This is a genomic window from Pedobacter nyackensis, assembly GCF_900176505.1.
GTDB lineage: Bacteria > Bacteroidota > Bacteroidia > Sphingobacteriales > Sphingobacteriaceae > Pedobacter > Pedobacter nyackensis.
Window position 1 is genome coordinate 794,759 of record NZ_FWYB01000001.1, and the last position, 24,220, is coordinate 818,978.

The following is a 24,220-nucleotide window of genomic DNA, read 5'->3' on the forward strand; positions in this document are numbered from 1 at the left end:
TATTTCCTTTTTGTTTTATATAGACATTAGGTGTCATTATTTTTTGCAATTTAGTGTGCTGAATTAATAGCACTCTATAATGAACAAGATAGTAAAATGGACATTGGTTGCTTTTGGCATTTTTATTCTAATCGCTATCGTATGGTTTGTGTCTCTAATTTCTGCCTTCGGAGTTTTTGATAAAGTGTATTCTCCTGATGATCTGAAAGCCAGTTTCCAGGAGAAAAAAACTGAGATTTATGAATTAAAGCACTACTTTAACAAGATTGTCCCTAAGAACCGCTTTGTGGAAATTGAATTTTCCAGTGATCATGAACTGGCTCGTTTTGGTATTAAAGCACTCGACTCTACAGCAGGAGACATCACTGAGCCTATGTTTCTGGAATGGGATTTGTCAACCGAGACAGAAAAAATGGATAGTTTAATAAAACCCATGGGATGGAGCAGAGCAACTCTGGCTGAACTAAAAGAAAAACTGGATAATGCAGGTTGTATTCAGATTGAAAGTGGCGAGCCTACTAAAATCGGTTTTAAAAGAAGTGGAATGGGGTTTTATTTCTTTAATGTCTTTGATAATCCAATGCCAGATAGTTTGAAAAGCAACTACGATGAAATGTGTACACATATCTATGTAGACCCTAAACTGGTTCTGGAATATGGAGGCGGTGCTGTTGGACCGCAGTGTTTTGCAGAGAAAATACAAAGTACAAATAAGTAAGTTATCACCGTGCATTAGGTTCAACTAAATTACTTATTCCGTTATGGTATGAGTATGTATGGTTATTAATTAATTTCTTTAAGTGTCTGTAAAGCTCAGTATAAATCCTCAAGTTAATCTCAGGAATAGCTGGTCAGGAAAATGATTAAGGTAGACAATAAGGATCCTCCATTCTGCTCAGGATTATCCAGGAATCCTTTATCAAAGAGCCTAGGTATACTCAGTTTCTTAAGGATTGTATTAGAACAACATTGACCTGTTTTATTATTAAAACTAGATTATGAGATGGTTAATTGATCGTTGTGGTTATATTGTTTTTTTTAAATATTTAATAACAGTTTGAATAATAATGGAAACATTTGAGCGGATTCTGGTAAAACACAACTGTGTACGAAGAACGGATAAACCGATAGCCCATTTTGAGGATATTGAAAATATTATAGGCTTTAAGCTTCCACCTGATTATAGACTGTTCCTGGAAACCTATTGTGGGTTTGAAGAATTTATAGGAGAGGCATATGTTCGTCTTTGGGGTATGGATGAGATTATAGACCAAAATCAGGGGTATGGTGTTTTTGAAAATCTTCCTGCTACATTAGCAATAGGGGGTAATGGGGGAGGTGAGTTCATCGCAATAACCATAATAGATGAAGGAAATTACAGGATTGTAATTTCGCCCTTTATTGATCTGAATGAAGAGTATCATGTAGAGATAGGTAGTTCTTTTACAGACTTTTTAGAACGCTTAAATAATGGACATGGATATTTCGATAACATTGATTTAAAAAAGTAATGCTTATGCCTGGTTGGGAATTAGAGAATGCTGTAGAGATTCAAAAGAAGTCTTTGGCCATATTTAATCGCCAACTTCGGATATTAACGTTTTTGTTGTGATAAGAATTTGAAAATAAAACAATAAACTACAAAAGTCATTATGAACAATAATAACTATACTGAGATTGTCGTCGGGCAGCCTGTTTTCTTTATCCTCAAATGAAGTTCTTATATTCGTAAAAAACGCTGTTATGACTAAAATAAAATTGCGCTATACTCTGATTCTGATGGTTTATTGCTTGAATTCCTGTACCAAGAGTAATGAAGTAGGCTGCTGGAAATGTACTATTAAAATATCAGGATCTGAAAAAACCAGAACTGTATGCGACAAAACATTGCAGGAGGCTATTGAATTAGTGACTAACGAAGAAATCGGGTATTTTGGCAGTAGTGCTAAGAATATTACATGTAAAGGGGATTAAAACGAAACATGTATTATTAGGACTAAGAGTTAACATCAGAAACTCCGTACCAGTACTAATTTTAAAATCTGTAAGATTTTTGTACGACGAGACATATGGAGAACCATAGTGGTATAAACAGATAAATCATGGATAATAAACTAACAGAAAACAGCATCCTGGAACAGGAAAACAAACTTTACAGCGCAATCAAAGATGGCAATATCACCTCGCTTGACCAGTTGCTGCATGATGACCTGTTGTTCATTCTCCCAAGCGGGGAGACAATAACAAAGGAGATCGATCTGGATACTTATCGCGATGGTGCATTAAAGGTCGACGAACTTCTACCAGAAATTGAAAACCTAAATATTATCGATGATATGGCGGTGATCACATTGACAATGAAATTGAACGGAAAGTTTAATGACGTACCGTTTGAAGCTAACTATCGCTATATCAGGTTTTGGAAAAAATTCGGTGATGGGATTAAAGTAGTAGGCGGAAGCGGAATAGCTATTTGACCAGAATAATGATAATTACAGAAACCGTTTGAAATTTCAGGGGTGTCGCCGGTAAACTGTTTAAAGTCCTTAATAAAATGTGACTGGTCGAAAAAATTGTTTTCTTAACAGAGTTCCGAAAGTGATTTATTGTTATCCAGATTGTCCAGTACCGTATTGAAACGGACAATAAAGGCAAATTTGAATTGGCTCGGCGTTTTGTTTGTTCTCTTTTATTAATGCATTGACTTATACGTTCCTGCCGCCACCAGTTCGAATGTCAAGACTTAAGTCGAACGTAACGAACCCTATGAGTCAGAGAAGCGAAGGATCGTGTAAGGAATCAATTTATCTCTTAAATCCCCTATACTTTTTCCTATTTCTATCCATACTAACATTTAGCATATCTGAGTAAACAATTGCATTCGAGACATTGCATAGCTATTTGATATTTAATAAAATCCTATGTGACTTGTTTTACTGTTTTATAATTCCATCCTCATCTACATCATCAATAGACCGAACCGAACTGTCAACTGCCCCTTCAGCAACAAAATCATAATTCAATCCCTTCGGATCATCTCCATACTCATTCGGCCCAATATCACCTTTATAGAATAATAGAATTAGCCCGTAAAACGGCAATAACTGCCACCATCCATTAACACCCTTATCATGACAACGCTTTGCACCCTGAGCGAAAATAAACCATAAAAAAGGAATATATATAACCATACTTACAAGTCGCTCACTTAACTCGCCATGGTCCATATATGGCATAATGAGAAAATGCGGAACGAAAAATATTAAATTACTCAGCCCATATTCGAGCCTGCGGATCCTGCCATTAAAGGCGAAAGGATTTTTGAACATACGTTAATTTAGATTTGGTTAGAGTTTGGAGTAAAAGCGTTCATGATTGAGTAGCATTAAAGTTTCACCTGCATCCCTATAAGACATTTACAACAGGTGCTATTTCAAATTTTAGAAATTTAACTTAGAATATCAAGAAAATTTACATTTATTATTATTCGGGATAAGCAAGAATTAACCTCAAATGATGGGGATGATTTCAAATGGGCTGTTTGATTAAAGAATTTTTACATATTTGTTATGTCTAATTAATTAACGAACTCTTTTATGAAAAAGATCTTTATTGCAATTTCATTCTCGAAACTGTACTTCTAGAAGAATACATATCAGAGCATAATGGGGCCACCCGTATTACCGATACGAGTGGCCATCTTCAAACGATATGCTTGGCCCAGAATCACCGATATATACATGAATATAATGGTTCTTCGTCACTTTTGGTGCCCGTTTCTACGGCACCCTTATTAATCTCTTTAAAAGTATGGGAATTTTGCAATTCATACCTGGTTTATAGTTCTATTTTATTGATCGCATCTAATGCGGACTCACCATTTTCTAAAGTAATATGATATATATGTTTGAAGCTCAACGTAGTTAAAACCAAAAATAGGACCCGCCCTAGGAGATCTATCCAAATAATCTTCTGTCAAGATCTTTTGAAATTATAACTTTCGGAATTTTATATCAGTTTTTCATAGTTATTTGGTGGAATCCACCAAATTTGTAATAAGGTATCGCTTCTATTCCAAAGCTTATTACGTTTGTTGCTGAGCAATTCTTAACGAAAAATGTCAATACAAGATACAACCTTAACTACTTTTCGCGATCCAGATAAAACACAACTTAGATATAGAATAAATTCGATCCTTTTAGTTCAAAATTACTGAGTTTTAGATGGCAGAAGACAGATACACTTATTTAAAAATGCCGGAAGAATACTATTATGAATTTTACAGCGAAGGTCCGAAAGGCATTATAAAAAAAATAATACGGTACAGACTTATTCAGGAAATACCATTTAAAATTTATAACCTGGGGTTTGGTGATTGGGATGAAACTGAGAGCGATGTTGATGATATGGTTAATACCAATAATCAGGATAGACAAAGAGTTCTGGCTACAGTTGCAGATACAGTTTTGGATTTCTTAAAAAGCCATCCTGATGTATCTGTATTTGCTAGAGGCAGCACGACATCCCGCACAAGACTATACCAAATGAATATTTCTGCATTCTGGAAAGAAATTTCAGACGCATCCTTTATTGTAAAGGGGTACCAGAATAAAGAATGGAAACCATTCCAAAAGGGTATAAATTTTGAAGCATTTATTATAAGAAAAAAAATATGATTATCTTTGTTATCAAGCTATTGTGAAATGGGAAATATAAAAAACAAGAAAAAAACCGAAAAAGTGGTTTCAACTCAAGATGTTGGTTCTGTAGTTAAATACGCAAATGCTCCATTTTTCAAGAAAAAGGATGAGGAGGCTATTACATTCCTCAAAAAGCACCCTATTCCTGTCGATTTCTGGAAAAACTAGTTCCCTTTACATGAAGAAGGTTCGCTATGGCATAAATATGCCGTGTCGCATTCCTTCAGGCGCATGACACAACTGTTGTAAAGCGAAACCCGTATACGTACGCCAGTTCAGCTCATAATACCCTGCAATCCGGGTGATGGAATGGACATTCGGAGTGTTTCGCTATTACACGATAACTTTATATTGTCCTGAAAATGCTTCGGTTGGCTATCGATAACGTAATAGCGATGTATGCCCGTGGCATGAGTACCCGCAATATTTCTGATTATGTAAAGGAAATGGGGTAAAAAATATCCGTTATCTGTAAAGGGCTGGATAGACAATTGGACGAATTTATCTACGTATTTTGAATATTCCCCAGAAATCAGAAAGGTGATCTATACCACCAGTGCTATAGAAGCAATGCATAGACAGATCCGTAAAGTAACTAAAACAAAGGGGGCTTTTACATCGGATCAATCCCTGCTAAAACTTGTGTATCTGTCCTACAAAGACTTCTCTAAAAAATGGACGATGCCAATGTGGAACTGGGGGTTGACAATGTCTCAGCTCTATATTAGATTTGGGGATCGATTAAAAGCCTTCGGCGACTTCTTCCTTGGTGGAGGCTGAAGGGCCTCCACCAAGGAAGAAGTGATGTTTGACAGTTCAGTTTACACTCCCGCCTGCACCAGAGCTGTTGAAATAGTTCAGCAAAATTAATGCATTTTACTGTCCTTATATCGCTTTAAACGTCCCTCAGCTAGTTTCAGCATATACTCCCCGCCTTCGAGTTGCTTGAGCTTGTCAATCCAGTCTTGTATTGTGTCTATTGCCTTATCTTTTTCACCTAGCCTAAAGTATACTTCGGGAAGAGCCTCTCTTAATAAAGGCTGGCCCAACCACGATTTATCCAACAGTGTTGGTTCCAAGAGTTTTTTTGCATGCAAATAAAATTCTTTCGACAGCCCCTCTTTATTTACAACGATCCATGTAACCCAATACTGCCACCTATCTTCATTTTGAATTAAATTCTTGTAGAAAGACAGCGACTTCTTCTGGTCAATATTTATTAGGGCCTCAAAATATACATCAACCACCCCAGCAGCTACTGCTGCAGAATCTTTACACAAAGCATCATAATAGGCAAGCGCTTTATCATAATCCTTTTTTTCTATAAATTCATATAACTTCTCACTTGCCAAATTAATCTCCTCACTTTGAGGCATCATCAAATAGCGCATAATTCCTGGTCTTCCCGGTTTAGTTTTTTCAGTCAGGTCATAACTCGTTTCACCATTCAATACCTTGGCGAGCATAACATCAAGTCCGCTATTTCCATACCAGGCAATTTTACCCTGCTGATCAACAATAAATGAGGTTGGAATTCCAGTACTACCAGAGCTAATAAACCAGTTTTCGCTCATGGTGCCATCATCTAATCCAACAGTGTAATCTATCTTATCCCCCATTTCACGAACAAAAGAGGCTATTTTGTCTTTAGGTGTCCGGTCTAAAATATTAATCCCAATAACCTGAACTTTATCTTTATACTGCCTTGCCAATTCACCTAAATGAGGCATAAGTTCTATACAGGGTTTACACCATGTTGCCCAAAACTCAACAACATAAACTTTACCATTTTCAAAATTTTTAATCGGCTCTCCCTTTAACCAATGCTTTACGCTTATTTCGGGTGCTTTGTCTCCTATTTTAATAGAACGTTGAGCATAAATTGGTATTGAACAGATCCACAAGCCTGTAATCACCAACAATTGCTTTTTTAAACTGCTATATTTCTTCATCTCAGAACAACTTTAAAATCCTCCACTTGCGGGGGCATACACATTTGCGCATTGCAGCCCATATAAGCCACAGAACCGTTAAGTGTTACCGGCAATTTCCCATTTAACTTTACCTGCTGAATAAACTCTACTTTGTTGTAGTAATACTTAACGTCAATGCCAAATGAAGATTCATATTTTTGTTTAAGCTCACCTATTTCTTCTACTTTCCCTAAAATATCCACTGACGGATTTTTTTTATAAGTAATGCTTGTAGGAAGAGGGCCTTTATTACCCATAAACTGAGAATAAATGTACCAGCCATCACTTATGGATGCGATAAGACGAATCTCAAAAGTGTTATCCTTTAGTGGCTTTGCCGAAGCTGTCCACAACACAGGCTGCTGCCCACTTGCCTTATATACCGTTAAAGCAATAATCAATAACATCATTATCCTTTTCATACCTATTTCTTTTCTCCCAGCATTAAATAAATATAACCTTTGTGAACAAGCGATTTAAAAGCTTCATTACCTCCATAATGCCTCAAAATAATATCCTCCTTAGTAATATATTTTTCGTAGTTACCGGGAACAGGTTCCTCTTGCCTCTTTTTCATCTCTAGCTTACCGATCTCCGCTTCCGTCTTTTCTGCCCTTTCTATTTTCTCCTGAATGTCTTTCTTTTTTTGACCACTATAGTAACCAGGATTCAGCTTTCCTAACATTCCATATTCTTCATCCCAGGACCAATTGATCTCAGGGGAGAAATCTCCATCTACCAGTGCTATTTTTGTCCCCAACAGTAAGTCATTTATCCCATCATTATTCCAGTCAGTTACATAAACGTTCAAATACCCACCTGGAAAAGCCTTGGTATTGTTTTTGGTGTCGAATAGTGATATACCTTGTTGAAACCTATATTCATTATTCACTTTAACCCCCTTATAAAACACAACAGCTTTGTCTTTACTAGTAAAATAAGTACTTGTAACTAAAAGATCTAATACCCCATCTCCATCCCAATCTACAACATGCGGAATTGCGATGTCCCTTATTTTATCGTCGCAAATTGCTTGTCCTTCAGGATCCAATAACAGTTCCCTTAATCCAAATTCGGGATTTGTAGCAGTACCAATATTTTTGCTGATCCTTAGCCCGGCAAGTCCACCTACAATCATATCATTAAGACCGTCACCTGTAAAATCGCCAAAGCTAACAGCAGAATATGCCCAATAGGACCAGTCTGTTGGGTCCTTATAGTTTTCTTTGTTATTTTTATAAATGCTGGCATCGCCTTTTTGTTTCAATTTTTCTCCAGGTAAAAACCCCCGCTCAGTACCCCGGAACCAAAAAACTTCACCTGGTGAGTATCTGCCTGAATACAAGTCTGGAAAGCCATCATTATTTAAATCAACAAACTGTGGTATAAAACTCATACAGCAAAATTGTGGAATTGAAATTGGTGTTCCATAATCAATAAGGTTCACCGGATATTTATTCGGATTGTCCTTCCAATAAAATCTTGCATCCATATCATCAACCATTCTTGCGTAATAAAAGTCGTCCGCAAATTTTGGAGATTCATTTTTTCCGATATTTTCATAAACCCGAATAAAATTTCCGTTACAACTCCCATGTTCAATGCCACTGCCAAACTCGCCGATAAGCAGGTCTTTTTTACCATCCCCATTCCAATCCCAAAAAGCAGGAGCCGCCCAGCCCATTCCCTCACTGATCAATGGTCGTGTATCGGACATTAAAAGAATGGGCTTTCCAAGCTTTGGTGCACCTTTTATAGGTGAAGAAATAATTTCAGGGAAGTTGATTGCTGTACTCGTTTGAGCAATTATACTCAAAGGGCTGAATAGAAATATTACTGCAGCTATTGTAATAGATAAAGCAGTTATGTTTTTTTGTATTTTCATCTTTGTTTTTTTAGTATTATGTAACTGATCTATTGATAACCTGTATTTTGTGGAAGTAAATTAGGATTAACTATTAATTCGGAATCTGGAATGGGCCAAACAACATCTGAATTATTCCAACCTGGTTTCGCTAAGGACAAAACAGAATTAATTGTACCTCTTCTCTTTAAATCTAAAAAACGGTGACCATATTCTGTGAAAAGTTCAAATCTTCTTTGTTTTTGAATTTCTTCTACTATTTCAGTAGCTGTAATTGCAGTTGTATTGGTTAGTCCGGCTGTATTTCTTATTAAATCAACATCTTCTTTCGCGCCTATTAAATCACCTTGTTTTGCTCTTGCTTCAGCTCTTATCAGATATTGTTCTGCTAAGCGTAAGATTACAGAATACTCTTGTGAAGATGTTGTTGCTATTCGCAATTTGTATTTTAATGGATGATACCAAGTATTTGCTCCATTGGTTACTGCTTTTGTCCATTTTACTTTTCGTTGGTCGCCAGTTTCAAAAGCATTTATGAAATCGCTACGAAGCGCACATAAAGGAGGCGGACCAGAAACAAAAATAAATATTGAACCTTCATTTGTATTTTTCACTGGTGTAGCTGAAGCAAATTGCCAAATTGTTGTTGTACTATTTCTTTGAAAAACTTTATTTAAATCGTTTTCCCAAACGTAAAGTGGACTATTGATTATAGTAGTGGCTTCATTTATAGCTTCTAAATTTTTATTTCTATATAAATATACTCTTGAAAGCAACGCATGAACTGCCATTTTATTTGGTCTTGCTTTATCTGGTGATAAATAAGCATCCGTTAATAGACCTTTTGCTTCCACTAAATCTGTTTCAATTGCGTCGTAAACTTCTGTTTCAGGTAGTCTTGGGACTTGACGGTTAACTTCATAGTTCGTGCCAGTTATATATGGGATTTTGCCATACATTTGCATTAAGTAAAAATGAACTAAAGCACGAACAAATAGTGATTCTCCTTTTAATTGATTTTTTACAGGAGTTGACAAATTAGTTGAATTTTCGACACCATTTATAATTGAATTTACATTGTAAATTTGACTGTAACTACTTTTCCAAAGTGTTGAAACCGTTGCGTTATCTGCTGTAAGTGCATTATTATATATAGGCAATGATATTGTTGATGTTGTATAATCTTGAAGTTCATCTGCATACAAACCTAAATTAACAGAAGAACCTGTTGCTAAACCTGTTAAAATTCCACCATCGCGCAATTGTATATAAACTTGAGCCATAGCAGCATTAGCTGTTAATTCACTTTCAAAAACTGTTGTTCCCGTGAGTTGTGAATTTGGTAATGGGACTTCTACAAAATCATCACAAGAAGATAAGGTTATCAAAAGCCCAAAAATTGCTATCGAACAAAACTTGTTTACCTGTTTTGATATTGATAAAATATTACTTTTATTTTTCATTTTAATTTAATTTAGAAATTAGAAACTTAAAGTCATTCCTGCACTATAGACTTTTAAAGGTGGAAGAAATCCAGAAAATCTAAATTCAGGGTCGCCTCCTTTGTATGGTGTAAAAGTCAAAAGGTTTTGACCTTGAAGAAAAAGTTTACATTTTACCTTATTTGCCATTTTTAAAGGCAAATCATAAGTTAAAGCAATGTTTTTTAGTCTTATAAAAGAACCGTCTTTTATTACAGCATCACTTTCGACATCCCTGTTGTATGCACTTACTGCCTCACTATTTAACCCCGTTGTATGCATTTGTGTGTCAGTTTGGTCGCCTGCTTGTTGCCAGGCATCTGTAATTGTTATACTTTGGTTATATGGACCACCGCCAGAAACATTTGATATGTAATCGTAATTTTCTTTTTTGACAAATTGAAATAAGAAATCTAATTGCCAATTTTTATATTCCAATTGGTTTTGAATGCCACCAAAAAATTTAGGTGTTAAATCTTTTACATTTTGTTTGTCCGAAGAAGTTATATTACCATCATTATTTGAATCTTCAAACTCATACAAACCTGTTTGCGGATTAACACCATTAAATTTGTACAGTTTTATAATATCTAACGATTGACCAATTACATAACGATTGGCGTAAGTTGAACCTGCTAATCCAGGAAATGAAAGCAATTTATTTTTAGCAACTGCAATGTTGAAATTTGTTGACCATTTAAAAGTTTGCTTATTGATGTTTACTGTATTTAAAGTGAACTCCAATCCAGAATTTTCAACACTTGCATTAAGGTTTGAATTTAGCGATGTAAAACCCGTTGTAGCAGGCATTGCAATACCTACTAATTGATCTGATGAACAATTACTGTAATAGGCAGTTGTAATAAAAATTCTGTCGTTAAAAAATCCTGTTTCTAAAGCTGCTTCAAATTTACGATTCGTTTCCCAACCAAAATTTGCATTAAATAAACGGGTTGGTTGTAATCCGATAACTCCTTGATAATTTCCACCAGTGCCAGCATACGTATCATAAAACTGGTAATCTCCTATTTGATCATTACCAGTTGTTCCATAACTTACTCTCACTTTTCCAAAACTTAATTTACTATTTTCCGGAACAAAATTTTCTTTACTAAAAATCCAGGCTGCTCCAACTGCTCCAAAATTTGCAAACTGTTTTCCTGGACCAAAACGACTTGAACCATCACGACGTCCGGTTAAATTAATAATATACTTTTCGTTGAAAGTGTAGTTTAAACGACCAAAAAAAGCTTGATATCGGTATAAAAAAGTATCACTATTTAATGTGTTCTTAGTAATTGCTGATGCAAAATTGTTAATCAAGTTGTTGTTTGAAAACCCAATTCCTGTTTGGAATAAACGTTCTGAACTTTGTTGTTGCGCTGTCATTCCAATAAGCACATCAAGTTTATGCTTATTAAAGACTTTGTATCCTCTAATTTGCGGTTCTATAATCCATGATTGCCTGTTTGTTTGGTTCATGTGCATCACTGAATTGTCACTACCCACTTCATATACTGGATTGTATATCGTTGACGGAATGACACGGCTTTCATTGATTTTTAGGTTTGTAAAACCTAAACTCGATTTGATTTCTAACCCTGGAATTATCTCATATGAAAGCAAACTATTTGCAATGAGGTCGTTCGTTTTTGAATGATAGGTACTTTTTAATGTTGCTAATGGATTTTCGAAAGTATTGTTTTCCCAATTCAGATTTCCGTTTGCGTCATATAGCGCTGGAGCATTTGGAGCTAAATAGCGAGCCGTTAACGTTAAATCTGTTGCTGCTTGTAAGTTATCTTGCAACATATAGCTACTTGAAAAGTTGAGCTTGAATTTTTTATTTGTGGAAACGTGATTGATGGAATTGGTCACTCCACCTTTTTTGTATCTGAAATCTGCAGGTAAAACTGTACCTTCTTTTCCATAATTCGCACTTACTAAATATTGTGTAGTTTCGCTACCGCCTGAAACACTTGTTTTGATATTATTAATAGTTGCAGTTCCTCCCAATAACGTTTTTTGCCAGTCTGTATAGCGATTTTGATCCCAAGTTCCGTTTACATCATAATCAGCATCAGAAATAGGAATTCCGTCATTTATAAATGCTTGTTGGCGCATTTGAAGATATTGTTGTGTATTCATTAAATCTACAAACTTGGTTACCGAGCCAACTCCAGTTGATGAGGTAAGCGAAACATTTGTTTTTCCAGCTTTTCCTTTTTTAGTAGTAATTAATACTACCCCGTTTGCTCCTCGTGAACCATAAATTGCGGTTGCATCTGCATCTTTTAGAACTTCAATACTTTCAATATCGCTTGGATTGATACTATTTAATGGACTTGCCTGACTAGCCATAGCGGTTGAAGTTCCGGGTGAACCGATAGACTCGTTTGAGTATGGCACTCCATTAATAACATAAAGTGGTTCATTACCATTAAGCCGAATACTATTTCGACCGCGAATTTTAATTTGAAAACCACCTCCAGGTGTTCCTCCGTCTTGAATGATATTAACTCCAGCTAACCTTCCTTGCATTGTTGCCAGCAGATTAGTTACAGGTTGCTTTTCAATATCTTTAGCTTTCATTTTTGCGATACTTCCCGTTCGTTCACTATCCTTAACTGTGTAGTATCCCGCATTAACAATTACCTCTTCCAGTTTTGCATCTGCCACAATCATAGTTAAAATGGCCATATCAGGTGCAGCCTCAACTTCTCGGGTTTGATATCCGATATAACTAATCACCAACTTATCCTTCTCTCCAACATTCTGCAAATAAAACTCACCCTTTTCATTAGTCTTTACAGATCTGCCGCTTCCCTTAATTACAACGGTTGCTCCTGACAAAGGCAAGCCTTCATTATCCACCACAACCCCACGAACATCAATAGCGGTAAAAGCAGCCACCACCTTATCCAGAAAGGAGGGTATTTTAGGTTTTAGCATAATAAACTTATCCTTTATGATGTAGGTAAGTTCTTGGTTTCTAAATACCTCTTCCAGGGCATCATTTAAGTTTTGACTTTTAACGTCTACACTTACTTTTTTAGCTCGGGTTACATCGTTAAAACTGAATATGAAATCATATCCTGTTTGTATACGGATTTTTTCGATCACGCTGCCAAGAGATGCGTTTTTTTCATTCAATGTAATCTTTTGGGCAAGAGTACCCGCACTAAGGTGCAGAAAAGCAGCTAATAATATAACGGTGGTTAATCGCATAATAAGCCATATTTTACGGGGAAACCGATAGGGCATACCCGTCTTGTTTATGTAATTTTTGTACATTTACTTTTAGTTTGGTTAAGCAGTGTGTCTTTAGTTTCGAAGCCGGAGACACCTGCGCCTTTAGTTGATAATTTAATTATTGATGCCAAACATAAACCAGGTTCCGGAAACGGGATCTGGTTTTTTAGCCTTAAGGGTCGTTTTTGTAATATTTCATCATGCTGTTGTTTTTTGTTGATTTTGTATATTGATTTCTGTGGCTGATTTACCTACTAACGTAAACCCGTTTTCCCTCTACTTTAAAATGTACATTTCCTGCGATCACAATTCCTTCTAGTACACTGGAAATATTCCGTGAACGTGAAATAACCGCAGTTAAAGGAATATCCCTGGGTGCATCATAGGCGTATTCTACCTCTACATCATACCAACGTGCTACTTTCCGCATAATACTTTCCAAAGGTTCGGCCCTGAAGACGAAATCACCATCCTTCCAGGCAACGGCCTCAGTTACATCTACCGTTTTAACTGTTATCTGGTTAGCGCCGGTTAGCTCGGCTTGCTGTCCCGGTCTTAGTATTTTGTTGCTATTTTGTGCACGAACCTTAATGGAGCCTTCCAATAAAGTTGTCTTTATTGCTTGCTCGTCTTTGTATGCGCTTATATTGAAATGCGTACCCAAAACTTCCACCTCCTGCTTATCCGTTATTACTATAAAAGGATGCTTTTTATCTTTAGAAATTTCAAAATAAGCTTCACCGGTTAGTGTGACCCTGCGCACTCCATGCTCATTTAGAGCAGTTGCATACGTTAGCTTTGAAGCAGCATTGAGTACAACTAAAGATCCATCAGGCAAACGCACCCGGTAGGTCTCTCCGTTAGCAGTAGAAAGTGTATTGGTTTTATTGATTTCAGGATTGCCTTGATCCTTAATTTCGTAAACGATCTGCCCGTCAGCAGTTTTGGAGATGCTTAATCCCGCTTCTTTAACTAGCTCGCCATTCAATGCGTCAGACAATACGATCTGCTTGCCATTGGCTAAAGTTAAAGTTGCAGTATTTTTGCCTGGAGCAATATCGTTAACGTATCGAGAGCCTGAAACCAGTTCAGGATGACGAGATGTGTTTGTATAGTAGAATAACCCTGCAGCAATAACCAAAAGAATAGCAGCAGCGGCAGCAATGCGAGGCCATAAACGACTTTTATTAATCCTTTGCCCAATTATTAAAGGCTGTGGTTGTGCAATAATGCACTGCTCGATTTGATTTGCATGCGCTGCTTTCATAGCAGGTATGTCATCATCTTTAACCTCCCAAAGTCCATCTACCAATTCCTGAAAGAAATGATCATTGCTCAAATTCAGTCCCAAATCTTCCCATTCCAAACGTTCGTCTGCTGTCAGCTCATTTTTAACGTACCTTTCGTAAAGGTAATTCGCTCTTTCTTTTTTCATTTTCAAGGGATTTCAGTGCATTAATTAACATCTCCTTAAATAATAAGTAGAACTCCGAAGGCAATCGAGGTAGTGAAAAGGAAATATTTTTTAAAGCAATCTGAAAATAACCACAAGGGCAGCAATATCGGAATGATTGGAGAGGTGATTTCTCAGAAATTTCAAGGCCTGTTTCATGTGTGATTGTACAGTGCCGTGAGAAATGTTTAATCTTTCGGCAGCTTCTTCGTATTTAAGCCCTTCCTGATAACAAAGTTGGTAAACCAGCTTTTGCTGCTGGGGGAGGAGTGCTATGGCATCATCCAGGAGCTTACGCGACTCTTTATATAGAATACCTTCCTCGGTTTCATTATGACTATCAATATGAGATGATGTCAAATCTTTTATTGCTCGTTCTTCAATTGCTTTTCGGCGAAATAAGGCAATGACCTTGCGCTTAGCAATTGTTTTAAGGTAAGCATCTAAATTATTAATATCCTTAAGTTTTTCACCGCCCTGCCATATAAAAAGCATTGTTTCCTGAACAACCTCTTCTGCAGGTTCTTCCGTGCACAATAAACGGTAAGCAAATTTGTAGATTTTATCGTAGTACAGCTGATAAATGGTATTAAATGCATGCTGATCTCCTTCGGCAATTCTGCCTAGCAACTCGCTTTCATTAAGAAGATGTTTAACATCCATTTTAATATATCCCTAAATTTACCAGATTTTCAAAGCAATATTAGATAAAATGGTTAACATTAACCGCTTAATTGTATATTTCACCGAAAGTCATCTCCGTTATATCCACTCAGAATGTTTTTTGACCTTTTGAAGTACAAGGTAATATAAATATTTATACAGGAACCGCTAGACTATCATAATACCAAATGGCAACCTATCATTGAATTAATGCTTATGCCGAATAATATCTTGAATAGCCATCACCCGCTAACCATACTATCTTCTGATGTATCCGTCCGACCAAGTACATCTTGAATGGATGATTTTCTGGTTTTAGCTTTGCCAGTATAAAAAATTTGAAGGAAAAGCGCAGCGCCATGTCAGCCATGATCGAAGATTGGCAATCCAGCGGCAAGTCAAAGAAGCAATATTGTTTGGAAAAGGGTATTACAGATTTGTACCAGCCAATAAATGGCGTAGCCGTACTGCTGAAGATCTGTTTAAAAGTAGTTCAATTCATAATGTACGCTCTGCAGGTACAGCTTCAAGCGCACAGGTTAAGGTTTCAGAAAAACTCCTTATCTGGGCTGAACTCATCTTAGTTATGGAAAAACGACATAGAGACCAACTCAGGGAAAAGTTTTCAGTAGCTATGGAAGATAAGGAGATAATCGTTTTGAACATCCCAGATGAATACCAGTATATGGATGAGGAACTTATTGAAATACTTAAAACATCTGTGGAACCGTATTTAGGCTAATAAAAACATATGGAGATTCATAGTGGTATAAACAGATAAATCATGGATAATAAACTAACAGAAAACAACATCCTGGAACAGGAAAACAAACCTTACAGCGCAATCAAAGATGGCAATATCACCTTGCTTGACCAGTTGCTGCATGATGACCTGTTGTTCATTCTCCCAAGCGGGGAAACAATAACCAAGGAGATCGATCTGGATACTTATCGCGATGGTGCATTAAAGGTTGACGAACTTCTACCAGAAATTGAAAACCTAAATATTATCGATGATATGGCGGTGATCACATTGACAATGAAATTGAACGGAAAGTTTAATGACGTACCGTTTGAAGCTAACTATCGCTATATCAGGTTTTGGAAAAAATTCGGTGATGGGATTAAAGTAGTAGGCGGAAGCGGAATAGCTATTTTTTAGTCCCGAAATCCCTTTAGCCATGCCGGAAAGTCTGCTGCCATTAGCAATTGATCGGAATGATGTTTCCCTATAATCAACTCATGCATCTCGGACCAATCTGTTCCCATAGCAACTACCCTTTTTTTGAGTTCAGCCAAATTGATATCCCTGCAATAAACGGTAGAACCCGGCTGCTGCCTCCAGGATTGAGCAATCGTCCCTATATCAAGCGGATCGAAACCTAAATCATCTACCAGCTGAAACACAATTTCCTTTGCCCTGGCATCATCACCAGAAACAGCCAGAGCGATACGATTTCTATCACCTTTAGGCCTGCCCAGATCATTCAGGCTTGTCGCAAAAATGGAATTAAACACCTTTACCACCGAAATACCCAATTGCTCCTGCATCCACAAACTATCAATACCGCTTTGTTCAAGTTCCGGCAGCACTCCATCACGTAGGTCTGGATAATAATTACCCGTATCAATGACAACCACATCTTTGGGAAGACGCTTAAACAAATTTTTTGGAAGATCCGGAATACTCTTTTGAGGGATGGCAACAACAATCAATTCTTTGTTTTTTACTACTTCTTCTACAGTAGCTGCCTCAGCTCCGGTTTCCTCAGCAAGCTGCTTTAAAGAAGCCGGGCCCCGGGAGTTAGCAATCGAAACGCTATGTCCCAGCTTAACAAATTTTGTTGCCAGGCAACTTCCTATCTGGCCTGAACCAATAATACCTATATTCATAATTTCGTGTTTTAAAAATGCACCTATTTTTAGTTAGGTAATCTCTTATTTAATAACGCTTCCAGCTTTTTCAATTTAGATGCCCAGAACTCATCGAAATAAGAGATCCAGGCTTGCAGCTCTTCAAAACCATCCTTTTTCAAGGTGCAATACCGTTCCCGGCCAATATCCTGAATAGAAATAAATCCCGCAGTTTCCAATATCTTAATATGCTTTGAAACCGCAGGACGGCTCATGTCAAAATTATCTGCCAGGTTATTTATAGTCAGACTATCCTCCAACAGCAACATCAGCATCTTTCTCCTGTTTGGATCACCGATCACCTGGAAGGCATCAAGACTTGGTATCGCCATATACTGAAGCATTTAAAAGTTCGTCGATTTTGTTGAGTTTTTCGACCCAACCATGATTCAGGCCATTGTAGAAATCCAAATTCTCTTTTTTCGCGAAACCACTATGTTCCAGGAAAACCTCGGTACCCTTGTCTGCTTGCTGCAATTGCCATACAACGACAGAATCAAGGTTAATCTCGCCACCACCAGGGCCACTGCTCCAGGAATAAGAAAGCTTTTTAAAGGGAATGATCTCTAATACCTTGCAATAGAAGATCCCGTCAAAATCCAGACTCGGTATCGGATTGGTTCTGAATTGAAAGTCATGCCCTAGCACGGGCTGAAAATCATTTTTCATGAGCCACAGCTCCATTAGCTCAGCTTTGGTCAGGTATTCCCAAACCATCTCAGTTGGGTGGGGGAAATAAAATTGGTGTTTAATGGTCCTTTTCATAATTAGTAACTTTGAAGTTACTCAAATATATAAGTAACTTGTGAGTTACGCAAATGTTTTTAACAAAAAAAAAAACTAAAACCCTATAGTATGGATATTATGGGTAATGAACGGCATTTCAAAGTTGTCGTGCCTTTTTTCTTTTGGAAAAGCCGTGAGGGCGAGCTTCGAATGATGGTTTCATATAATTATAGGCACGGTTTCGCCTGTATATCCAATACTTATATCTCGCTGTTTTCTTAAGTTTTCTTTTGGGGTATTCTATGAAATCAAACCTCCTCTGCGAAGTAATGTAAAGATTCTTGGTCATGGAGGCGTCGGTTTTCCCTCTAAAATTTCTTACATAAAAAAATATATATTTTGTTTTATTATTTTCTTTTATGTATATATGTATATACAATGTTTTTTTTTGTCGGCAATAAGCTGATTATCATGTGGTTTTTGGCATTAAAAAAGACAATTAAAAGTATTTAAGACACAAGAGATATCCTGGATTCAGAGGTACTATATTTATCAACTGCTCCCTAAAAATAAAATTATTTAACGCCTCAAACATGAAAAATGAGTTAACAATCTTAATTGCCTGGCATAAAGAAAATAATAAAGAACGGTTAAAATGTTTTGAAGAAAATAAGAAAACATTCGAAAACTATAACCCAAATATAGAGATTGTTGTAATTGTTAGCCCTTTTGAAAATTCCGCTGAGGCTTGGCTTAGTTCAGATTTAAGCATCTTTTCCTGGTTTAACGAAAATTCCCATAGAATAGATTCGGAAAGATTCTTATTGTTGGAATGGGATTGTTGGTGCGACATTAGCGCAAAGACTTATTTTGAAAAAACATGGGATATGGATGTGGTCGTGCCTTGTGTAAAATATCCCGAGCGAGATTCTTGGCTATGGTTTAATAAGCATGGTCAGTTATTGCCGGAACGAGCGAGATTATATGCAACGGGAATAGTCCCTTTTTGTGGCATTTTAGTGTCAAATAAAGCTATGAGGTTAATCTCGGATGAGATCCTAAAACCAGATTACAAAGGGTTAAACAGTGAACTCCGTTTTGCAACAATAGCTACTATGTTAGGATTTGACCCTGTGCCTAATCCGGTTTGCAGTAGAGCCATTACCTGGAAAACAATAATTCCGTTTGATACGAGATTTAAAGGTATACATCACCCTAGGAAGTCATTAGTTAACACCAATGTCCTTGACAAAATAGAAAAATACCTGGAGCCGTCTGAACATCAAATTCCAAAAATTATACATCAGACATGGAAAGATGACTTTCCTCCTTCACATTTGAATCTTTTGACGAATACCTGGAAAGAAAGTCATCCTGAATGGGAGTATATTTTATGGACTGATGAAATGAATCGTGAATTTATCAGAAAGTTTTTCCCTGGATTTCTTTTGCAGTATGATTCTTATGAGCATAACATTCAACGAGTTGATGCAGTGAGATACTTTATTCTTTATAAACTTGGCGGCTTGTTTATAGATCTGGATTTTGAGTGTTTTGTTAATATAGAACCTCTGTTAACGGATAGTGAATGCGTTTTTGCTTTAGAACCAATTGAACATTGTATCCAATTTAATAAGGATAAAATAATTTGTAATGCATTTATGGCTTGTAAGCCAAATAATGCTTTTTTTGAGTTTATCTGTAATTCATTATCCTCTTTTGCTAAGAAAGAATCCACATTCATCACCAGTATTTTATGTTCAACTGGACCTTTTGCCTTAAGCGATATTTATAATCTTTATGAAGAAAAAGAGCAGATAAGAATTTTGCCTTCCGGTACAGTTTACCCTCTTTGTGTAAAGGAAACCAGACGTGCGATCGAAGATGACATTGATGATGGGATACAGGAGAAAATTGAGGGTGCATACGCTGTTCATTATTTTCTTGGCTCGTGGTATTGAAAGCAATGAAAGGCAGAGAAACAAATGATTAATATGAATTATATGGAGGATATTAATTTCTTAAAACCAATTTCGATAAAACATAAGGTCAGACTCGGTCCAAATATGGATGGCGGTTATGTCATTTATGAGCCAGTATTGAGCGATATTGATGCGCTGGTTACTTATGGTGTAGGATGGGAAGTTGGCTTCGAAGAACACTTTAATGAAATTACAGGTAGAAGAGTTGTAATGTTTGATCCTACGATGTTTGGTAAATATATATTAGATTTTAAATTGTTTAAAGCATTGTTGCAAAAGGGCCTGATTAAGGCTGTATTTGAATATTCATATTTTGTTTGGGAGACATGGACAGAGCTGAATAAATTACGCAGACGCAAAATCATATTTGTAAATGAAGGAATAGGAATCAAATGTAGCGAAAAGTACAATACATTAGAAAATCATTTAAAACAACATCAGCTAATTGACAAGCAGATTCTTTTGAAGATTGATATTGAAGGAGATGAGTATAGTGTTTTTGAAAACAACGATACTTTTGATCATTTTAAGAATGTTAATCAAATGATCATTGAATTTCATAATCTCCATGTGTTTTTCCCTAGATTTAAAAAAATCATTTGTCGTCTTAGAGAAGATTATGAGATTGTTCATATTCATGGCAATAATTGGGGTGGAGAATTTAGCTTCACAGATCTTGTGGAAGATAATACAATTCTTATACCTAAAGTACTGGAAGTGACCTTAGTTCAGAAGGGAAGGATTCGACAGGATGATATTGTGGAAGAATCGTCTAGTAATCCTTCTGAAAATCTTGACTATCCAAATAATCCTAATTCTCATGATTTGTCACTTAACTATTTACTAATCAATAATTGTTAATCTCTTTTTCTATGATACGCTCCATAAATAGTACTGGGAATACCATATATGTATTACACTCATTAATTAACAAATTAAAAGTTCCTGTTAGTTCTTTTACAATAGAAAAAGATCTACTTGACCATCCGGATTATCCAAGCATGTTGGCACTTAGTGATTGCCTGACTTCCTGGAGTGTACCCAATGAAGCTTTCAAGATCAATAAGGAAAAATGTGATGTACAAGAATTTCCTTTGCCATTTGTTGCTCATTTAAAAAGAGAAGGAGGTGAGTTTGTGCTGGTTCAGGAAATTGAGCGAGATACTGTAGTTTTCAGCAACGAAAAGGAAAAGAAAGGAAATTTAAAACTCTCTGAATTTCTTAGAATTTGGGATGGAGTAATCCTTTACGCGGAAAAAGATGAGATGAGCGGTGAAAAGGAATACAAACAATCTTTAATCAAAGGCTGGTTGAATGAAGTCCGTCTACCTTTTCTTGTGTTAATATTGCTTTGCTGTATGTTTTATACCATTAATGTTGGTAATGCCAGCCTTTTTTATCTAAGTCTGGTTCTGATAAAATTAGTTGGTATTGGTATAAGTTCCCTTCTTTTAATGCATAGTATAAATGCCAACAATCCGTTTATACAAAACCTATGCAGCCTGGGTAAGAAGAACAACTGTAATGCTATATTAAAATCTGATGCGGCTAAAGTCACCAGCTGGTTAAGCTGGAGCGAAGTAGGCATGTTTTATTTTTCAGGTTCTTTGTTTTGCCTGCTGTTAAGCCCATCAAGTATTGTATTACTAAGTTGGCTGAATATATTATGTCTACCTTATACTATCTATTCAATTGGCTATCAGCTTAAAATAAAGAACTGGTGTGTATTGTGTTGTTCAGTTCAGTTGTTGTTGTGGATGGAGGCAGTAACTTTTTTTGGCTCAAGGCTTTCTTTTCAAGCTTTAAATCTGGAAATCTCTGATATAGTAGGCATTGCGCTTTGTTTTTTAATGCCTGTCGCCATCTGGTCATTTATCAAGCCTTATTTGTTGAAATCCGAACATGTGAAGCCATTAAATCAACAACTGAAAAAATTTAAATACAATAGTATACTGTTTAATCAGTTGTTGAGCTCACAAACTAAATATTTAGTCCCTGATGATCTGATGCCTATTATTTTGGGAAATCCGGAAGCAGAAACGGTAATTACGATGGTGAGTAATCCGTACTGTGGACCATGCGGCATGGCTCATAAGACGCTTGATGAGTGGTTAAATGAGCGAGATGACATTCAGTTAAAAGTTTTGTTTACAACTGCGAATCATGAAGATGATGAGCGTACAACGGTTGCCAGACATATTACTGCATTAAGCTTTTCGGAGAATAAGAGTTTAGTCGAACAAGCCTTGAATGATTGGTACAATCAGAGTAGTAAAGACTATGGTAATTGGGCCAAAAAATATCCGGTTAATAAAAGTGAAGACCTTGAAGTCGCAACACGAAAGCAAAAAGAATGGTGTGAAATGGCGGAAGTTTCCTTTACACCTGCCATTTTTATAAATGGATACAAATTAGTTGATCCTTATAGGTTAGATGATATAAAATATTTACTTGCATAAATAAAGATCTTTTGTACAAAAAGGAGCTGCCAGTTGCAACAGAACAGCCCCATAACAAGCATGATGTTATAAAACCATGCCGCTTGAAGTAACCCGGCGTGGCAGGATTACAAAATTTAATCACACTAAATTTTATACTAAAGTATGAAAAAATTAAGCTTAAATGCTTCTGCCTTTCAGAAAGGGGAAGTGCTTACAAGGAGTCAATTGAAACAAGTTTTAGGGGGAGATGGAAGTGAAGAGGATGGGAGTGGAGACAAAGTATGCCCAGATACTTGCGGTGGCAGTCTTCCTGCATGTGCCGAGGGTCTTGAGTGCATAGAACACGCCGTTTATGAGTGCAGTAATAAACCTAAAGGTTGTTATTTGCCTGGCTGGTAATTAAGATATCAGGATAGTACATCACTATCCTGATAGTTATTTTTATATTAAGTTTACTACTACTCAACAAAACGATTATTTTGATTATGAAATTTTCAGTATTAATATTCTTATTCTGGGCTCAAAGTACTTGTTTTGCACAAAACAGCGTTCTGCTTGAGATTCATGCACCAAAATTTAAGAATGGCACGAAAATGCAGGTTTATGAAAGTAATCCCTTCATCAGAAGGGCTGTGAATATTTATGATCTTGAAATCATAAATGGAAAATCTATCAAGAAAATAGTAACTGGAAAGGGAGATCGTTTTTTTGTGAGGTTTAATCAACAGGATCGGGGAATCTATTTGGAACCCGGTATAGTAAAAATCAATATACCAGATACTAGTTTAGCTGATGCGACGATAACCGGTAGTAAATCCGACCAGCAGATGGGGCAATGGTTAACCGATTGGAAAAATGAGCCCATTTACAATAGCACTCGCTATGCTCAAAATAAGTGGTTTGAAAAAAACAGTAAAGCGGAAACTGCTTTATTAAAGGCCAAATATGATTCCGTAAAAGTGATTTATGACCAACAGCTAGTGAGTTTTAACATAAATAGAATAAGAGCGAATCCAGCTTTCTGTATTAATTCAATACTACTTAAAAATATTATGGATTTAGTGCCTAAAAAACAGATTTCCGATTTATATGAAAGGCTTAATAAAGATGCGCAAGGTAATGCAAGTGGTAGGTTTATAAAATATACTATAGACAGTCTTTATGCAAATGGAACGGCTCCTGCCTTTGTGCAATCCGATACCTCAGGTAATCGTGTAAAACTCGAGGATTTCCGGGGAAAATATTTGCTGCTTGATTTTTGGGCTTCCTGGTGTATACCCTGCAGAGCTGAAAATCCAAATTTGATCAAGGTTTATGAGCAGTTTAAAGGTAGAAACTTTGAGATACTAGCTGTTTCGCTTGATTCAGAGCGAAAGTTATGGTTGGATGCTATTAAAAAGGACAAACTTCCCTGGGTACATATATCAGATTTAAAGGGCTGGGATAACCAGGTTTCTAGCAAGTATGTAATCAGAGCCGTCCCCAGCAATTTCCTGATCTCACCAAACGGAAAGATCATTGCTAAAAATATACACGGTAAGGCATTGATCGAAACATTGGAGAAGATTCTTCAATAACTTCAAAAATGGTTATAAACTTGTTGATCCCTGTAGATTAGATGATATAAATATTTACTCAATTAAAGCAAAGATTTTTTTGTACAAAAAAGGGGCTGCCAGTTGCAACAGAACAGCCCCATAACAAGCATGATGTTATAAAACCATGCCGCTTGAGGTAACCCGGCGTGGCAGGGTTACAAAATTTAATCACT

The 24,220-nt window shown here is 36.5% G+C and carries 24 protein-coding genes and 1 pseudogene; 14 read left to right on the forward strand and 11 right to left on the reverse strand.

Annotated features, from left to right (window positions below; translation table 11 throughout):
* Positions 1-79: 79 nt before the first annotated feature.
* The 4 genes from B9A18_RS03300 to B9A18_RS03315 all read left to right on the forward strand — a co-directional run bounded on the left by B9A18_RS03300 (position 80) and on the right by B9A18_RS03315 (position 2,477).
* Entirely contained in the window at positions 80-718 is a 639-nt protein-coding gene (locus tag B9A18_RS03300; protein WP_084287230.1) for a hypothetical protein, read from the forward strand.
* A gap of 349 nt (positions 719-1,067) precedes the next feature.
* Positions 1,068-1,511 (forward strand): SMI1/KNR4 family protein, encoded by a 444-nt coding sequence (locus B9A18_RS03305; RefSeq protein ID WP_084287231.1) that lies wholly within the window; start codon positions 1,068-1,070, stop codon positions 1,509-1,511.
* A 232-nt stretch (positions 1,512-1,743) separates the two neighbouring features.
* Positions 1,744-1,974 (forward strand): hypothetical protein, encoded by a 231-nt coding sequence (locus B9A18_RS03310; RefSeq protein ID WP_084287232.1) that lies wholly within the window; start codon positions 1,744-1,746, stop codon positions 1,972-1,974.
* 128 nt (positions 1,975-2,102) lie between these two features.
* A complete protein-coding gene (locus B9A18_RS03315) occupies positions 2,103-2,477 on the forward strand; it encodes a nuclear transport factor 2 family protein (RefSeq protein WP_084287233.1) in 375 nt (124 codons plus the stop codon).
* Positions 2,478-2,933: 456 nt separating this feature from the next.
* Here the strand turns inward: B9A18_RS03315 and B9A18_RS03325 are convergent, their stop codons facing one another.
* Positions 2,934-3,329 (reverse strand): DUF805 domain-containing protein, encoded by a 396-nt coding sequence (locus B9A18_RS03325; RefSeq protein WP_084287234.1) that lies wholly within the window; start codon positions 3,327-3,329, stop codon positions 2,934-2,936.
* Between the two features lie 894 nt (positions 3,330-4,223).
* Between B9A18_RS03325 and B9A18_RS03330 the strand changes: the two genes are divergently transcribed.
* The 3 genes and pseudogenes from B9A18_RS03330 to B9A18_RS03335 form a co-directional block, all read left to right on the forward strand.
* The gene (locus B9A18_RS03330; RefSeq protein WP_084287235.1) at positions 4,224-4,676 is read left to right on the forward strand and encodes a DUF6934 family protein; all 453 of its coding nucleotides are present in this window, start codon (positions 4,224-4,226) and stop codon (positions 4,674-4,676) included.
* Between the two features lie 27 nt (positions 4,677-4,703).
* Positions 4,704-4,868, forward strand: a complete 165-nt coding sequence (locus B9A18_RS25125; RefSeq protein ID WP_159452592.1) for a hypothetical protein — start codon at positions 4,704-4,706, stop codon at positions 4,866-4,868.
* A 276-nt stretch (positions 4,869-5,144) separates the two neighbouring features.
* Positions 5,145-5,480, forward strand: a pseudogene (locus B9A18_RS03335) (transposase); the annotation flags it as partial.
* A gap of 86 nt (positions 5,481-5,566) precedes the next feature.
* Here the strand turns inward: B9A18_RS03335 and B9A18_RS03340 are convergent.
* The 7 genes from B9A18_RS03340 to B9A18_RS03370 form a co-directional block, all read right to left on the reverse strand.
* Positions 5,567-6,652, reverse strand: coding sequence for a TlpA disulfide reductase family protein (locus tag B9A18_RS03340; protein WP_084287236.1), 1,086 nt, complete (start codon positions 6,650-6,652; stop codon positions 5,567-5,569).
* Complete coding sequence (locus B9A18_RS03345; RefSeq protein WP_084287237.1) at positions 6,649-7,095, reverse strand: protein-disulfide reductase DsbD domain-containing protein; 447 nt, start codon at positions 7,093-7,095, stop codon at positions 6,649-6,651. Before B9A18_RS03345 ends, B9A18_RS03340 begins: the two co-directional genes overlap by 4 nt.
* A gap of 2 nt (positions 7,096-7,097) precedes the next feature.
* A complete protein-coding gene (locus B9A18_RS03350) occupies positions 7,098-8,558 on the reverse strand; it encodes an FG-GAP repeat domain-containing protein (protein ID WP_084287238.1) in 1,461 nt (486 codons plus the stop codon).
* 29 nt (positions 8,559-8,587) lie between these two features.
* Positions 8,588-10,000: a RagB/SusD family nutrient uptake outer membrane protein gene (locus B9A18_RS03355; protein WP_084287239.1), complete on the reverse strand. Its 1,413-nt coding sequence runs from the start codon at positions 9,998-10,000 to the stop codon at positions 8,588-8,590.
* Positions 10,001-10,018: 18 nt separating this feature from the next.
* Positions 10,019-13,246, reverse strand: coding sequence for a SusC/RagA family TonB-linked outer membrane protein (locus B9A18_RS03360; protein ID WP_159452593.1), 3,228 nt, complete (start codon positions 13,244-13,246; stop codon positions 10,019-10,021).
* Positions 13,247-13,517: 271 nt separating this feature from the next.
* Positions 13,518-14,705, reverse strand: a complete 1,188-nt coding sequence (locus B9A18_RS03365; protein WP_084287240.1) for a FecR family protein — start codon at positions 14,703-14,705, stop codon at positions 13,518-13,520.
* Positions 14,706-14,795: 90 nt separating this feature from the next.
* Positions 14,796-15,386, reverse strand: a complete 591-nt coding sequence (locus B9A18_RS03370; RefSeq protein WP_084287241.1) for an RNA polymerase sigma factor — start codon at positions 15,384-15,386, stop codon at positions 14,796-14,798.
* 412 nt (positions 15,387-15,798) lie between these two features.
* Between B9A18_RS03370 and B9A18_RS03375 the strand changes: the two genes are divergently transcribed.
* Positions 15,799-16,128, forward strand: a complete 330-nt coding sequence (locus tag B9A18_RS03375) for a low molecular weight protein tyrosine phosphatase family protein (RefSeq protein ID WP_084287242.1) — start codon at positions 15,799-15,801, stop codon at positions 16,126-16,128.
* Positions 16,129-16,170: 42 nt separating this feature from the next.
* Entirely contained in the window at positions 16,171-16,548 is a 378-nt protein-coding gene (locus B9A18_RS03380) for a nuclear transport factor 2 family protein (protein WP_084287243.1), read from the forward strand.
* Here B9A18_RS03380 and B9A18_RS03385 read toward each other — a convergent pair.
* From B9A18_RS03385 to B9A18_RS03395, 3 genes are read right to left on the reverse strand one after another with little or no spacing between them, the layout of a single operon-like run.
* On the reverse strand, positions 16,545-17,279 hold the full coding sequence (locus tag B9A18_RS03385; RefSeq protein ID WP_084287244.1) for an NADPH-dependent F420 reductase: 735 nt from the start codon (positions 17,277-17,279) through the stop codon (positions 16,545-16,547). The two genes, B9A18_RS03380 and B9A18_RS03385, sit on opposite strands and share 4 nt — an antisense overlap.
* A 29-nt stretch (positions 17,280-17,308) precedes the next feature.
* Entirely contained in the window at positions 17,309-17,632 is a 324-nt protein-coding gene (locus B9A18_RS03390) for an ArsR/SmtB family transcription factor (protein ID WP_084287245.1), read from the reverse strand.
* Positions 17,613-18,065: an SRPBCC family protein gene (locus tag B9A18_RS03395; protein ID WP_084287246.1), complete on the reverse strand. Its 453-nt coding sequence runs from the start codon at positions 18,063-18,065 to the stop codon at positions 17,613-17,615. Before B9A18_RS03395 ends, B9A18_RS03390 begins: the two co-directional genes overlap by 20 nt.
* A gap of 554 nt (positions 18,066-18,619) precedes the next feature.
* On the opposite strand from B9A18_RS03395, the gene B9A18_RS03400 reads away from it, so the two are divergent.
* From B9A18_RS03400 to B9A18_RS03420, 5 genes are all read left to right on the forward strand, one after another.
* Entirely contained in the window at positions 18,620-19,987 is a 1,368-nt protein-coding gene (locus tag B9A18_RS03400; protein WP_084287247.1) for a glycosyltransferase family 32 protein, read from the forward strand.
* Positions 19,988-20,029: 42 nt separating this feature from the next.
* Complete coding sequence (locus B9A18_RS03405; protein WP_159452594.1) at positions 20,030-20,869, forward strand: class I SAM-dependent methyltransferase; 840 nt, start codon at positions 20,030-20,032, stop codon at positions 20,867-20,869.
* Positions 20,870-20,880: 11 nt separating this feature from the next.
* Complete coding sequence (locus B9A18_RS03410; protein ID WP_084287249.1) at positions 20,881-22,467, forward strand: thioredoxin domain-containing protein; 1,587 nt, start codon at positions 20,881-20,883, stop codon at positions 22,465-22,467.
* A 144-nt stretch (positions 22,468-22,611) separates the two neighbouring features.
* On the forward strand, positions 22,612-22,848 hold the full coding sequence (locus B9A18_RS03415) for a hypothetical protein (RefSeq protein WP_084287250.1): 237 nt from the start codon (positions 22,612-22,614) through the stop codon (positions 22,846-22,848).
* 86 nt (positions 22,849-22,934) lie between these two features.
* Complete coding sequence (locus B9A18_RS03420) at positions 22,935-24,026, forward strand: peroxiredoxin family protein (RefSeq protein WP_084287251.1); 1,092 nt, start codon at positions 22,935-22,937, stop codon at positions 24,024-24,026.
* Positions 24,027-24,220 lie beyond the last annotated feature (194 nt).